Raw genomic sequence first — 13890 nt, 5'->3', positions numbered from 1 at the left:
TGACCGCGCTCACCCGTCCTCGAGGTGGGCGAACAGCGCGGTGGAGATGTAGCGCTCGGCACTGTCGGGTAGCAGCGTGACAACCGTTCGGCCCTTCATCTCGGGACGCTTGGCGACTCGCAGGGCGCAGGCAAGCGCGGCTCCGGAGGATATGCCGGCGGGGATACCCTCGAGCAGTGCGAGGCGGCGGGCGGTTTCGATCGCCTCCTCGTTGCTGACCAGCAGGACCTCGTCAATCACCCTGGTGTTCAGCACCTCCGGCACGAAGCCGGCGCCGATGCCCTGGATCATGTGCGGCGAATGCGTGCCGCCGGAAAGCACGGGACTCTTCTCCGGTTCAACCGCGACGATCCGCAGTTCCGGATTGCGCGCCTTCAGTGTCTCGCCGACGCCGGTCAAGGTGCCGCCGGTGCCCACGCCGAGCACGATCGCGTCGACAACGCCGTTGGTGTCGACCCAGATCTCCTCGGCGGTGGTTCGGCGATGGATGTCGGGATTGGCAGGGTGGCCGAACTGCCAGGGCATCACCGCCTTCTCCGTCCGGGCGATGATCTCCTTCGCCTTCTCGATCGCGCCGCCGATGCCCTTCTCGCGCGGCGTCAATATCAGCTCGGCCCCAAGGAAGCGCATCAGCTTGCGCCGTTCGATCGAAAAGCTGTCCGGCATGGTCAGGATGCAGCGATAGCCCTTCGCGGCGCAGGCGAAGGCGAGACCGATTCCGGTATTGCCGGAAGTCGGCTCGACGATGACGCTGCCTTGGCCGATGACGCCCTTGGCCTCCATCGCATCCAGCATCGAGATGGCAATGCGGTCCTTCACGCTGGCGAGCGGGTTGAAGAATTCCAGCTTGGCCAGAATCTCGGCCTGGCAACCAGCCTCCAAAGCCAGCCCGCCGATGCGGACCATCGGCGTGTTGCCGATCGTCTCCAGGATGCTGCCATAGACACGGCGTCGGCCAGGCTTGTCGAAAGTCAGCCGCATGGATTGCTGAACGCTCACGAGTGCCTCCTTGGCGGACGCCTGAAGCCGGAGGTGACGATCCGCTGACCCGGACAATGCGCCGGGCCGCAGTCACTCGCTTGGCGGCTACCTGGAGAATTCTTGGGGAATTGCTGAGGACGGGACAGAAGGTGAACAATGTCGCTATCGAAAACCTGATCCGGGGTGATGTAGTCGCCATGCATCGGTAGGCTCCGCGCGATGTTGAGCCTTGCCACCTGATCCGCGACAACGGTGGCGTTTATCCGATCGTGCCGAGGATCGGGAAGCGGTCGAGCAACCAATACGAGAACACCGAGAGCTGCCCGGTGATCATGGCTATGCCCATCAGGACCATGACGGCGCCGGCAAGCATCTGCAGGGCGCGTCCGACCCGGCCGATGGCCTTCAGGCGCGCGACAAGGGCGTCAGTGAACAGTGCCGCAAGCAGGAACGGAAGGCCGAGACCGAGCGAATAGACGGCCAGCAGCGCGACTCCGCTGGTGACAGTCGCCGAGGCGGCGCCAACAGTGAGGATGCTGCCGAGGATCGGCCCGATACACGGGGTCCAGCCGAAGGCGAAGGCGAGCCCGAGAATGTAGGCCGATGCTGGACGGCCGCCGGGCACCGCGGCATCGAAGCGAAAGTCGCGCATCATCCAGACCGGGCGGAAAAGGCCGATGAGAAACAGGCCGAACAGAATGACGATGACGCCGCTCGCGATATTGAGCTCGTAGCGGTAGGCAAGAAGAAGCTGGCCGAGCGCGGTCGCGCTGGCGCCAAGAACTACGAAGACAGTGGAGAAGCCCAGCACGAAGCACAGGCTGAGGCCCACCGCTGGAAGGCGGACAGCGATCGCGACGCCATCCGCCGTTACGACCGATACGCGACCAGCGACATAGGACACGTAGCCCGGAACCAGCGGCAGCACGCAAGGCGACAGGAACGAGATCACGCCGGCCGCGAAGGCCGTCAGCACGCCGATATTCGAGATCTCCAGCATTGCCGTCAGTGGATCCTTGTCACAGTGCGCTGCCGCATCACCGTGCCTCCCTGGCCTTGCGAATCAGCGCCTGCAGTGTCTTCAGATCAGCCGCGCCGCGCAGCGTCTCGCTGCCGATTACGAAACCGGGCGTGCCGTTGATCCGCAGTGCCGCGGCAAGCGCCAGGTTGCGGTCAATCGCTGCCTGCAGGTCCGCATGCTGCATGTCCGCCTTCAGGCGCTCGGTGTCGAGCCCGACCTTGCTCGCGGCCGCGAACACCGCTTCCTCGTTCACCGTCCCGCGAGCCTGCATCAGGGCCTGATGAAACGTGGCATAGCGCTCCTGGCGATGGGCGGCCAGCGCCGCCTTGGCCGCGAACATCGAATTCGGTCCGAGGATTGGAAATTCCTTGTAGACGATCCGGAGCTGCCCGTCAGCGGCCGCTGCTTCCGCGACGACCGCGGCGACCTGCCGGCAGTACGGGCAGTTGTAGTCGAAGAACTCGACGAGGGTGACGTCACCTTGCGGATTGCCGCCGACAGGGCTTGCTGCGTCGCGGAACAGCTCATCGGCGCGCGCGGCAATAACGCCTCCGACCTCGTCCTGCGCCGCGGCACGCCGGCGCGCATCGAGGCGCTGCATCGCTGCAACGATGACCTCGGGGTTGTCGAGGAGATAGGCTCGGATCCGGCGCTCGAAATCATCCGCTGGAACTTCGGCAGCAGGCGGCTCCTGAGGAGCGCGGAAGCCAGGGTCCAGCGCAAACCAGATTCCCACGGCGCCGAGCAGGACGACCGTGACCCCGGTCCAGCCGACGATCAGTCTCCGGTTCATAGGACACCTTCGTTCATCTTCGACCCTCGGAGCGTTTGGCGCCGCGCCCACCACAAGGCGGCGCAGGGAATGAAAATCCACTGAGCGAGAGGCGAGATGCCGGTGCCGACCAGAGGCAGCGTGGGCATCAGCTCGGCATAGTTCCAGCCGCCGCGGACTTCGGTGTTAAGCCACTCGCTGAATACCGTGTAGAGGACGCCGCCGAGAACGGTCGCCGCGCCGACCACATAAAACCGTGAGGCCGGCCAACAACTGTTTCCGAAAAGCATCGTGGCGCCGAGGAGCGCCGTGCTCGCGATCAGAAGATCTCCAGCCGTGCAATGAGCGACGGCAAAGCCGATCTCCCCGGCGCTGCCTTGGTACCAGATTGTGTAGAGCGGCAGCTGTGCAAGCTCCCAGGCGAGATGGCCGAGTGCGCTCGCGACTGCATACCTGCGGAGCGCCCCAAGCCAGAGGCCCTCCGGTGCACGTTTGCTGCCGGCGGGAGCGCCTGAGCGCCATATCGTCCCGAGGGGCTCCTGCCGCATCAAAAGAGGTTCCGGAGCCTATCCCACCAGCTCTTCGCCTCGTGCCCGTGCGGACGCTGGGCATCATTGACCAGAGCGTTCGTGAACACGACGAAGTTGACCGGCGCGAATTTCAAACCGTGGAAGTTCGCGCGCCAGTGGCCTTCCCTGTCGATCACATGGGTGACGATCCCGTGCAGCTGCAGGCCGTCGTCGGTCACTTTGAACTTGTGGCCAAAGGCCTCGGCAAGACGCCGCGTCGTGTCCTCCGGTTGATCGGGTGTCGTCGTCAGGAACATCCAGTTGGCGGGATCCAATCCATGCGCAGGGCCGTAGTCCCGCATGACGTCTGCGGCGTCGTTTTTGGGGTCGGTGGTGACCGTGATGAAGCTGACCTGGTCCTTCATGGGCGTCTGGTTCACCAGAGTCTGCAGCTCGGCAATGCGCTCGGCGTGCAGTGGGCAGACATCCGGGCAGCGGGTATATATGAAGTGCAAGACAACCACCTGACCGCGGAGGTCCATCAGCCCGACGCCACGGCCGTCGGCCGTCTGCAGCGTGAAATCGGGCGCCGGCTTATCGATTGGCTGGAAGTACTTCTCTTTGTCTCCCAGCATGGTCTCGACGTCGTTCAGCGAATGGGCCGAGGCCGCCGGAACAGTCGCTGTCGACAGGGCGAGCGCCAGCACCCAGCCGATGGCGGATCGTAAGTTGGTTTCCACAGCGTGAGCTCCGTTAGGCGAAGCGGGCGCGGACCGGGACCGATCCACGCCGGCTCCCAATCTCAGCCCTTTTTGTCCGGGGCGGTCGGCGCGCTGTCGCGCCATTGGTCATTCGGCTTGTTGGTGCCGCTCCCCGCCCCCTGCATCATCTCGACGCAATGATCCATCATCGCCTGGCTCATCTTGCCGCTGCCCATCATCTTCCCGCCCATCATGCCCCCGCCCATCATTCCTTCGCCCATCGTTGGGCGATCGTGCTGCTGTTTGCCATCGGCTTCGCCGGCATGGAGGGCAGGAATGAGAGCTGCGACGGCAGCCAGGAAGCCGGCCGTCAGAAGGGCTATCATCGAACTACGCATGGGTCGTACTCCTTTCATCGCTATGCTGAGGTTGTGCCCCGGGCATGGTCATCGCAGCGTCGTCGGGGCCCCACTCAGGGCGCTCCGATCCAATGGATAGAGGCTCCGGTGCCGCCGGCGCGGGCTCGTCCGGCTCCGGATTGGACCTGTTGCCGGATGCGCTTTCTGGTGCCCCTGAGCAGGATCGGTTCCCCATCCTGGTCATGCAGAGCCCCAGGGCGCACATCGCGACACAGGGCAGGGCGGTGAGGAGCAGGGGTGCGATGCCGGCTGCCACGAGCCAGCTCCAATTGAACGCGAGCACGGCAGCGAGCGCCGTTCCTGCCAGCAAGAGCAAGCCGCGCCGGCCGCCAAGATAATAGCGGCCGGCGTTGAGCAGATCTTGGCTCAGGGAGCTTTCTCTGATCGGAGCGCCTTCTGACGCATTCATGGGGTGGTCTCCGGTTCTGTATAACTGCGCTGGGCCGACGCCTCTCCGTCACGCGCGAGGTTGCGGCACGACGCGCAGATAGGGTTTCAATGTCTTCCAGCCGCCAGGGAACTTCTGCTTGGCCTGGTCGTCGGAGAGCGAGGGCACGATGATCACGTCGTCGCCCTGCTTCCAGTTCACCGGTGTCGCGACCTGGTGCTTGGCGGTCAGCTGGCAGGAATCGAGCAACCGCAGGACTTCGTCGAAGTTCCGCCCCGTGCTCATGGGATAGACGATCATCGCCTTGACCTTCTTGTCCGGTCCGACGACGAACACGGCGCGCACGGTCGCATTGTCGGCGGCCGTCCGGCCCTGCGACGTCGCGCCGGCGTCACTGGGGAGCATGTTGTAGAGCTTCGCGACCTTCAGCTCCGGATCGCCGATCAAGGGGTATTTGACCGCGTGACCCTGGGTTTCCTCGATGTCCTTGGCCCAGCGCGTGTGGTCGCTGACCGGATCGACGCTGAGGCCGACGATCTTGCAGTTCCGCTTCTCGAACTCGGCCTTCAGGCCGGCCATGTAGCCGAGCTCGGTCGTGCAGACCGGCGTGAAGTCCTTCGGATGCGAGAACAGGATCGCCCATCCGTCGCCGATCCAGTCATGGAAGCGGATCGGGCCGGCGGTGCTCTCGGCGGTTAAAGTCGGGCGCAATGTCGCCAAGCTTCATTGTCATCTTCCTTCCTCCTTGTCTATGCCTTGGTCCGTCGAGACGAGCGGACCTTCCGTCTGGCCAGGCATCCGGGCCAGCCGTTCGTGATCGCCAGAGGAGCGCGCGCCGGTCTTGCCGTCGATGCGCTCTCGAATGAATACGACCATCTCGGGTGCGTCCCACTCGGCAGGGCCGACGAGGCGCCCGATCTCGCGGCCTTCGCGATCGATCAGCAGCGTCGTCGGCAGGCCGAGGCTGCCGAGGTCGCGCGCCGCCTTGCCGCTGCTGTCGATGTACATCGCAAGGCGTTTCACGCCGACCTCGGCGTAGAACTTGACGACGACCTTGGGCCCCGCCCGATCGATCGAAAGGGCCACGACCTCAAAGCCCGGTCCGCCGAGCTTGGCCTGCAGCCTGTCGAGAGTCGGCATCTCGTGGCGGCAAGGGCCGCACCAGGTGGCCCAGATGTTCAGTACAACAACCTTGCCGTGGAAGTCGGCGAGGCGCCATTGCCGGCCGTCGCCGTCCTGGAACTCGATCGCGGGGACCGCTTTCGGCGCGTCATGAATGGCAAAGTTTCCCGGAGGATCGGCAGCTGAGGCCGGTCCTATGTGCAGCAGGACTGCGCTGAACGCGATGCAGGCGAGGGCTCTCATCGGCGTGTCCCCTGACTCTCGCGCCGCAGACGCTCGACCAGCGGCAGGATCGTCTCGTCGAGATCGCGCCGCGTTAGCGGTCCGATGTGCTTGTAGGCGATGTGCCCGTCGGCGCTCACCACGTAGGTCTCCGGCACCCCGTACACGCCCCAGTCGATGGCGACGCGCCCGCTGCGGTCGGCGCCGGTCCGCACATAAGGATCGCCGAGCTTGTCGAGCCATGCCGCGGCATCGGCCGGCGCGTCCTTGTAATTCAATCCGTGGATCGGCACGCGACGCTCGCCCGTCAGCGCCATGAGCAGCGGATGCTCTGCCTGGCAGGCGACGCACCACGAGGCGAAGACGTTGACGAGCGACACCTCGCCGACCAGGTCGGTGCTCGCCAACCCAAGCGTCCGCCCCTGGACCGGTGGCAGATCGAAGGCCGGAACCGCTCTGCCGATGAGCGCCGAGGGGATCTCTCTCGGATCTCGCGTCAGGCCCCAGGCCAGCACCAGGCCGAGCAGGACGAACAGAGCCGCCGGTATCAGCAGCAACGGCCGGAAGCGCTGCCGGGGCGCGGCGGGTGCCCCAAATGTGCCCTCGGTGCTCATTGGGACCTCACCTGCGGCGGCAGCCGTCGTGACAGCATCCGGCTGCTGAGATAGATGATCCCGGTCAGCGCCAGCATGATCACCATGGCGGCGGCGCCGGACCAGAGGATCGCGGCGGCCCAACTCGCGACATTGCACGCCGGTTCGCGTTCCAGCATGGCGGCCTCGCTTGCTCAGTCGGTGGCGAACACCTTGTGGGAGCCATCACCGAAGGAATAGATGGTGAAGGGTGCGGTCTTCCGGCCCGTCATGCCGGGTGATCCCTGCGGCATGCCGGGTAGCGAGATGCCGCGCACCTGCGGATGCTTCTCAAGCAGAAGGTTGATCGCCGAGACCGGCACATGCCCTTCAATCACACGGTCTCCGAGCAGCATGGTGTGACAGCCCTCGACCGCCGTGGGCACGCCGTTGTCGCGCCGGATCAGCGCAAGGTCGTGGGTTGCCACCACTTTGACCTCGAAGCCGTTCCCGCGAAGGTATTTCGCGTATTCCTCGCAGCAGCTGCATTGCGGGCTTTTGTAGAGCGTCGCCTTCCTCGCGGGCTCCGCGGCATTGGCGCCGGCGATCGCCATCAGGAGCAGGCCAAGGGCAGAGATCAGACGAAGCATTTGGGTATCCTTTCTCGCGTCATGGGTGGCAGAGAGCAGACCTTGCATCAGCAGGCCTCCGAGATGAACTGCGTCAGTTCCTGGATGTTGGCGAACACGATCGACACGCGGTCGCCGGCCATGCCGGCTCTCAGAACAACAGGATGGCCGGGCTCAGGGCCGGTGTCGCGGGTGTCGACCTTGAAGCGGACGTTCATTTCCCAATACGGCGTCTCTGTGCCGTCGGCGGTCGCGATGAAGTAGCTGTCGCGGCAATGCCGGATCCGGGTCACCACCGTATCGGTCGGCGCCAGCCGAACCGGGTCGGGCTTCTGGCCGCGGACATAGTCGCGAGGCACCAGCCCTTGGCTGACGACCGCGTCGCCGCCGCCAGGCGCCATGGCCAGGGCCAGGAACGCGATGAGATCGGATCGGGCCTGATCGTCCTTGATGCCGCGGAACACCATGAAGGTGCCGGGGATCAGAGCCTCCGGATCGGCGAGCCAGGCGTTGAGCGTGTTCTCGTCCCAGACGAGCTCCGCCGCGCGGAGGCCTTTCGAATAGCGGATGAAGCCGTCGGCCTGGGCTGCCTTCCGGCCCCAAAGGCCCGCCAGGCTGGGCCCCGAGAGATGCGAGCCGGGCTCCAGCGAATGACAGGCGACGCAGGCACGATATTGCTTCGCACCGCGCGCCGCGTCGCCGTCCGCCCGAGCGTGTCCGGCCATCGCGGCAACGCCGAGGAGTGTGCCGACGGCGAGGGCCATACCGCGCTTCATGTGCGCGTTCCCGGTGGCTCGACGCGGATCACTCCCATCATTCCGGCGGCCTGGTGCTCCAGGATGTGGCAGTGGAGCATCCAGTCGCCGGGATTGTCGGCAACGAAGGCGATCTCGGCCCGCTCGCGGGGGGCCATCAGAACCGTGTCCTGCCACTCGCGGTGGCGGGTCGGCTCGCCGTTCCGGCTGATGACCCGGCACGAGTGGCCGTGCAGGTGGATCGGGTGGTGCCAAGCCGTGTTGTTGTGCAGCGCGAGGATGCAGGACTGGCCCTGCGGCAAGGCGAACATCGGGTCCATGACATGGCCGCTGGCGCTGACGCCGTTCACCGCCCAGACATGGCCGCGGCCCATGCCCTGCATCATGCCGCCCATCATCCCGCTCATCATGCCGCCGTCGAAGGTGACCTCATGGCGGGCCGCGGCACCGACATCGGGCTCGGGAAGTGGGTTGCCGGGCAAGGCGAGCGGGGCCTCGAGCGGGCGCTCGCGCAGCGGCGCGTCGGCATAGGCGAGATCGAGCAAGCGGTATTCGAGGTCCTGGTAGAAGGTGTCCATCACGCGAAAGCGCGCGCCCGGCGCACCGGTCATGTCGATGACGAGATCGGCCCGCATCGCCGGTCCGAGGACGATCCGGCCGCCTTCCGGCGCATGCGGCTCGACCGGCTGACCATCGAGGGCAACGATCTGCACACGGTGGCCTTCGAACTCGAGCCCGAAGATGCGTGCGTTCGCCGCGTTGACGAGCCGCAGGCGGATGCGCTCGCCGGCACGCACGCCGAAGGTCTCCCGCACGCGGCCATTCACGGTGACCGTGTTGCCGATGCGGCCGGACATGCCGGCGTCCATCCTGTTGCCGAAGTCGCCGCTGATCGAGGCGTCCTTCAGCAGCCGCCAGTCATCGAGCACCCAGGTGACATCGCGGTCGACCTGAAGTGGTTCCGGCTCCTCGACAACCAGGGCGCCGCAAAGCCCGCGCTCGACCTGCTCCAGACTGCGCTGATGGGGGTGGTACCAGTAGGTGCCGGCATCCGGCACGGTGAATTCGTAAGTGAAGCTTTCGCCCGGTGCGATCGGCTTCTGGGTCAGGTGCGGCACGCCGTCCATGGCATTGGGCACACGCACACCATGCCAATGGATGGTGGTTTCCTCCTGCAGCCGGTTCTCGACCGCGACCCTGAGCCTCTCGCCCTGGCGGACTCTGATCTCGGGACCGGGCGCGGTTCCGTTGTAGGCCCAGATTGCGGTCTCTGGGTGAGGCGACGGCACGACGCGCGCCCGCCCCGGCCCGGCAACCAGCCGCACCTCCTTGGTGGGGCCGGCTGATTGAGCGATCGACGACAAGCCGCCCGCAAGTACGGCAACACCGCCCATCAACAGAAAATGTCGACGCGGTAGGGCAAGAGCAGGGTAACGGGTCATCGACTTCACCATCCGAAGCGGGCGCCCGGGCGCCGCACTGCACAAAGGCATTGCGAACCGGCGGAGGCGCATGGGCGGACCACGCATGCGTCCGCCCGCGCGACGACGCGGCCTCACGCATTCAGTGTGCGCGGGCGCGTCCTAGCTCAGGATGATGCGTCTGGGAGGGTAGGGATCGGGGCTGCTGTCGCGCCCGCTGCCGAGGCGAACGCCGGCGATCGGCAGCTGCTTGGCGGCCGTCGCTTTCGGGGTGGTTACACTCGGCAGGACGGCGACCGCACCGGTGCACAGGGCGAAACACCCGGCGGCCGGCATGGCATCATCGCCGTCGCCACATCCATCGCAGCCCAGGACCATTGGAGCCCCTGCGTCTGATGTGACGGCGAGCGGCATATTCGGATCCATGCTGGACGCAGCGAACCCCTGCGCCGCCTCTCCCAAGGTCAAGGCCGCGACGAGGCATATGGCAAGCCAACGCCGGAGGATCCGAAATTGCATCGCGTCAAACCATAGTGCGTCCGTGTCATTCCGGCAATCACGGCAGGATCATATTGGCGCGACCAATGGCCGACCCGGCCTGTCGCCCGTTCGGCGGTGGATCCTGCGGTTCGAGCGAGCGGCGCACCCGCGGCCCCGGCTCGCCGCGTCCCAAGCACCGCCGGGAACGAGCGAAGCCGGGCAGATGGGTGCGGCTTGCTTTCTACTGCTATGCTGTTGCCCATGATCGCACATATCGGCGATCGCCTTTGTCTTCTGCTCTTCGCTGGGGCATTGGTGCTCAGGCCAGGGACCATCGCGAGCTCACGGATCCTCGACCATGGCGGTGCGCAGGCGCGGCCGACGATGGTCCAGATGGTGCTCTCGGTGACCACGAAGCGCGGCGCCGCGGCCTGCCAGGTTCTCGCATCGGGCTCTTGCGCGCTCTCTGGGGCTGCGTGCGTTGCGAAGTGCTCGGCACCATCGGCAGTGCTTCCGTCGCCGCCTCTCCTGGCGGCGTTCGTCGTCACCACGGTCACGGCGGACGTGCCTGTCACGCCCAAGAGCGCCGAAAGGCAGCCTGCCTTCTACCCTCCCTAGTCCCGCCGACCTGTCTGACGCGAGCGAGCCGAACGAGCGCTGTAGCTCAGGTGTGAGCTGGTGCCCGCGGCGCGTCCCCGGAAACGGGGTGGGAGGACGACATGCAATCAATACGGGACCTTATCGTGGTGGCTGGCGGATGGGCTGCCTTGACCGCTGCTCTCGTTCCGCCTGCGGCGGCGGAGCCTCCGGCGGATACCGATGTGCAGTCAGGCGACCAGGTTCACCGCGCGGCCGAGCTTGTCGGTCATGATGATCGACGGCGCGCCGCCGATGCCGCCGAGCCGCTCTATTCTGCCTTGGGGCGCCTTAGCGGGAGCATGGTGTGCACCGCGGCGGTCGTTCTGCATCCAAGGATCATCGTGACCGCAGGCCACTGCGTGGCGGCGGAGAGCGGGATCTCGACGCGGCCCGGGGCCTTGGTCGTCGTGGTAGAGCTCTTCCGAAAGGCGTCGCTTTTCGATCCGAAAAGTGAACTGCGAGATGATCTGTTCAACGATGGCGGTGACGCCCTCGAAATCGAGCTTGGACGGCTTCTTGATCGTGAACGGATCACGCTCGGCGATCTCGCGCATCGCCACCATGGAACGATTCAGCCTTCCATGTGGGCCGATGGCTGTGCGGCCACCCTGGTCAACAGCCGCCGCCATCCATCCAGAAAGATCCATCCCAGCACGATCATTGCCGAAGCCTCTTTGGCTGTGGTGGTGAGCACAGCCTCTCACCGCCCGCAAGGCCCCGTCCTCCCTTGTTCGCCTATTATTTGCGGGCGGTCGAATTCCGCTGAATGAAGCTCGTCTGAGCGCTCATCAACGTGGTGCTCCCTCCAACAAGGGAGTTAACCATGCTAAATGATCTCAATATCGAGTACCTGTCGCCCGCTGGTCTGAAGCCCCGCCCGAACAACCCGCGGACCTACAGCCAGAAGCAGATTCGCCAGGTCGTCCGCAGCATCGAGAAGCTCGGCTTCAACAGCCCGGTGCTGATCGACGACGAGAACGGCATTGTCGCCGGCCATGCGCGCGTCGAGGTGGCGACCAGTCAATCCTGCCTCCGTCCACTGGGAGATAAAACTTTCGCGACCTGCTTGTCGCCGCGTGGAAACTGCATCATATTCCGGCATCGATGTTGTGGCTTTCCTTTCTCCGCCGCGTTCTCGCGCTGATGGTGACCGTCAGCGTGGCCATAGGCGGATCGGCACTTGCGACCCCTGATCTGCGGATCGGGGCGGACCCGGCATCGGCCGGGGTGCTTCACGATACGGTTGACTTGTCCGCATCGCACGATGCAGACGACAATCACGATCACGACGTTAAGAAGAATTGCCATTGCGCACTGATCAGCTGCAGCGGCTGGAACCTTGCCCCTACCGCGCTTGACCTAGTTGATCTCGATTTCACCGCCACTAGGCACGACTCCTATGAGAATGTGGCGCTTCTGCTACATTCGCCCAGCCTGCCGCTCAAGCCTCCCCGTAGCTGAGTTGTAAACACGCATCTGAACGCTGGCGCCTCGCGCGTCGGCGCGTTGCTTCAACTTTGTCCGGAGAGTCACTGTGCCGCCCAACTATGCCGTAGCCGCTTTTGCGGCAGTGCTTGCCATGCGTCCGATCGCGCATGCCACGCCCATCGCCGACCCCGCCCATGCGGCAGCACCGACGATGCCGCTCGACCACCGCTCCAGTTTCGAGGGCTACCGGCGCTACGAGCCGCAGAAGCCGGCACCCTGGCGCGCTTCCAACCGCGCCGTCGGCGCGCCGTCACCCGATCGCGCGGTCGACACGGCGCCGGCCACGCCGCCGCCTGATCGCGCGGTCGAGACCGCCCCGGCCGGCGGCCATGCCGGCCACAAGCATTGAGGCCGCCGATGCGATCCGGACCCAAAGCCGCCGCCGCGCTCCTCGCCTTGCTGCTGCTCTCCGCCTGCGCCGGCGAGATCACCGAGCGCGGACTCGCCGATGTCTCCGCGGTCACCGAGGCGAAGGTCGGCCGCAAGGTCGACTGGCAGCGCGACGATGCGGCGCGCGAGATGGCGCAGGCGCGGGTGCGCGCACTGCTGGCGCAGCCGGTCGATGTCGACGCGGCGGTCGAGCTCGCCTTCCTCAACAACCGCGGCCTGCAGGCCGATCTCGCCGAGATCGGCATCGCAGCCGCCGATCTCGCGGCGGCGAGCCGGCCGCCCAATCCGGGCTTCAGCTTCGCGCGCACCACGACCGGCGGCGTGCGCGAGATCGAGCGCAGCATCACCGGCGACGTGCTCGGGCTGTTCACCTGGCCGATCGCCGCCAAGATCGAGGAGCGGCGCTTCGAGCAGGCCACTTGGCGCGCGGCCGGCGATGTGCTGCGCAAGGCTGCGGATACGCGGCGCGCCTGGTTCCGCGCTGTTGCCGCATCTCAGGTCGCCGATTACGTGGCGCAGGCGAAGGAAGCGGCCGAGGCCCAGGCCGAGCTCGCGCGCCGCATGGCGCGGGCCGGCAATTTCTCCGCCCTCGACCAGGCGCGCGAGCAGGTCTTCTACGCCGAGACGACGGCCGCGCTCGCGCGGGCGCGGCTGATGGCGGATGGTGAGAAGCTGCGCCTCGCCCGCCTGCTCGGCCTGTGGGGCGAGGATCTCGGCTTCAAGTTGCCGCCGCGCCTGCCGGACCTGCCGGAGCAGCCGATGCCGGGCGGCGAGTTGGAGCAGAAGGCGATCGCCGAGCGCCTCGACATCCGCCGGGCGCAGAAGGAGGTGGCGGGCCTCGCGGATTCGCTCGGCCTCACCCACATCACCCGCTTCGTCAACGTCCTGGAGGCGAGCTATCTCCGCAACAAGGAGGAGGGGAGCCCGCGCGAGACCGGCTACGAGATCCACATCGAAGTGCCGATCTTCGATTTCGGCTCGGCGCGCGTCGCCAAGGCCGAGGCGGTCTACCAGCAAGGCGTCGATCGCCTGGCGGAGATCGCCATCGGCGCCCGCACGGAGGTGCGCGAGACCTATGCCGGCTATCGCACCGCCTTGGACCTCGCCCGCCACTGGCGCCAGGAGATCGTGCCGGTGCGCCAGCGTATCAGCGAGGAGATGCTGCTGCGCTACAACGGCATGCTGGTCAGCGTCTTCGAGCTGCTGTCGGACAGCCGCGACCAGATCGCCGCCGTGATCTCGGCGATCGAAGCGCAACGCGAATTCTGGCTCGCCGAGACCGATCTCCGCTTCGCCCTGATCACCGACACCGCCACCATCGGCGCCCCGGCGAGCCCGCGTCTTGCCGCGCGCGCCGGCGGCGGCCATTGAGGAGCGTTCC

General features: G+C 66.2%; 16 protein-coding genes and 1 pseudogene. 3 read left to right on the top strand and 14 right to left on the bottom strand.

All coding sequences use genetic code 11. The features are described from left to right. Positions 1–9: 9 nt before the first annotated feature. The 14 genes and pseudogenes from cysK to DT074_RS20995 form a co-directional block, all read right to left on the bottom strand. Positions 10–981: a cysteine synthase A gene (gene cysK / locus DT074_RS21070; RefSeq protein ID WP_119421841.1), complete on the bottom strand. Its 972-nt coding sequence runs from the start codon at positions 979–981 to the stop codon at positions 10–12. 259 nt (positions 982–1240) lie between these two features. Then, complete coding sequence (locus DT074_RS21065) at positions 1241–1981, bottom strand: cytochrome c biogenesis CcdA family protein (protein ID WP_119421840.1); 741 nt, start codon at positions 1979–1981, stop codon at positions 1241–1243. Positions 1982–2018: 37 nt separating this feature from the next. Beyond that, positions 2019–2795 carry a DsbA family protein gene (locus tag DT074_RS21060; protein ID WP_119421839.1) on the bottom strand — a complete coding sequence of 259 codons (777 nt, stop codon included), beginning with the start codon at positions 2793–2795 and terminating at the stop codon, positions 2019–2021. Further along, entirely contained in the window at positions 2792–3322 is a 531-nt protein-coding gene (locus tag DT074_RS21055; RefSeq protein ID WP_368744819.1) for a hypothetical protein, read from the bottom strand. Before DT074_RS21055 ends, DT074_RS21060 begins: the two co-directional genes overlap by 4 nt. Continuing rightward, on the bottom strand, positions 3322–4023 hold the full coding sequence (locus DT074_RS21050) for an SCO family protein (protein WP_368744818.1): 702 nt from the start codon (positions 4021–4023) through the stop codon (positions 3322–3324). The genes DT074_RS21055 and DT074_RS21050 overlap by 1 nt, the downstream gene beginning before the upstream one ends. A gap of 62 nt (positions 4024–4085) precedes the next feature. Next, complete coding sequence (locus tag DT074_RS21045) at positions 4086–4382, bottom strand: hypothetical protein (protein ID WP_162915065.1); 297 nt, start codon at positions 4380–4382, stop codon at positions 4086–4088. Between the two features lie 478 nt (positions 4383–4860). Continuing rightward, a pseudogene (locus DT074_RS21035) lies at positions 4861–5524 on the bottom strand (peroxiredoxin). Beyond that, positions 5521–6156 carry a TlpA family protein disulfide reductase gene (locus DT074_RS21030; RefSeq protein WP_119421836.1) on the bottom strand — a complete coding sequence of 212 codons (636 nt, stop codon included), beginning with the start codon at positions 6154–6156 and terminating at the stop codon, positions 5521–5523. The pseudogene DT074_RS21035 and the gene DT074_RS21030 overlap by 4 nt, the downstream one beginning before the upstream one ends. Continuing rightward, entirely contained in the window at positions 6153–6749 is a 597-nt protein-coding gene (locus tag DT074_RS21025; RefSeq protein ID WP_119421835.1) for a DsbE family thiol:disulfide interchange protein, read from the bottom strand. Before DT074_RS21025 ends, DT074_RS21030 begins: the two co-directional genes overlap by 4 nt. After that, positions 6746–6907: a hypothetical protein gene (locus DT074_RS28170; RefSeq protein ID WP_162915064.1), complete on the bottom strand. Its 162-nt coding sequence runs from the start codon at positions 6905–6907 to the stop codon at positions 6746–6748. The genes DT074_RS21025 and DT074_RS28170 overlap by 4 nt, the downstream gene beginning before the upstream one ends. Before the next feature lie 15 nt (positions 6908–6922). Then, positions 6923–7405 carry a DUF411 domain-containing protein gene (locus tag DT074_RS21020; RefSeq protein ID WP_368744817.1) on the bottom strand — a complete coding sequence of 161 codons (483 nt, stop codon included), beginning with the start codon at positions 7403–7405 and terminating at the stop codon, positions 6923–6925. Then, positions 7405–8112, bottom strand: coding sequence for a c-type cytochrome (locus tag DT074_RS21015; RefSeq protein ID WP_119421833.1), 708 nt, complete (start codon positions 8110–8112; stop codon positions 7405–7407). Before DT074_RS21015 ends, DT074_RS21020 begins: the two co-directional genes overlap by 1 nt. After that, positions 8109–9533 carry a multicopper oxidase family protein gene (locus DT074_RS21010; RefSeq protein ID WP_119421864.1) on the bottom strand — a complete coding sequence of 475 codons (1425 nt, stop codon included), beginning with the start codon at positions 9531–9533 and terminating at the stop codon, positions 8109–8111. The genes DT074_RS21015 and DT074_RS21010 overlap by 4 nt, the downstream gene beginning before the upstream one ends. A 1286-nt stretch (positions 9534–10819) precedes the next feature. Then, positions 10820–11278: a hypothetical protein gene (locus DT074_RS20995; protein WP_162915063.1), complete on the bottom strand. Its 459-nt coding sequence runs from the start codon at positions 11276–11278 to the stop codon at positions 10820–10822. 176 nt (positions 11279–11454) lie between these two features. On the opposite strand from DT074_RS20995, the gene DT074_RS20990 reads away from it, so the two are divergent. From DT074_RS20990 to DT074_RS20980, 3 genes are all read left to right on the top strand, one after another. Continuing rightward, a complete protein-coding gene (locus DT074_RS20990) occupies positions 11455–11775 on the top strand; it encodes a ParB N-terminal domain-containing protein (RefSeq protein ID WP_119421829.1) in 321 nt (106 codons plus the stop codon). A gap of 435 nt (positions 11776–12210) precedes the next feature. Continuing rightward, positions 12211–12468, top strand: a complete 258-nt coding sequence (locus DT074_RS20985) for a hypothetical protein (protein ID WP_119421828.1) — start codon at positions 12211–12213, stop codon at positions 12466–12468. An 8-nt stretch (positions 12469–12476) separates the two neighbouring features. Next, positions 12477–13880, top strand: coding sequence for a TolC family protein (locus DT074_RS20980; RefSeq protein WP_119421827.1), 1404 nt, complete (start codon positions 12477–12479; stop codon positions 13878–13880). Positions 13881–13890 lie beyond the last annotated feature (10 nt).

It is taken from the genome of Desertibaculum subflavum (genome assembly GCA_003576705.1).
GTDB classification, from domain to species: Bacteria; Pseudomonadota; Alphaproteobacteria; order Ferrovibrionales; family Ferrovibrionaceae; genus Desertibaculum; species Desertibaculum subflavum.
The sequence above is the reverse complement of the archived record's forward strand: the minus strand, read 5'-3'. Positions and strand labels throughout refer to the sequence as shown.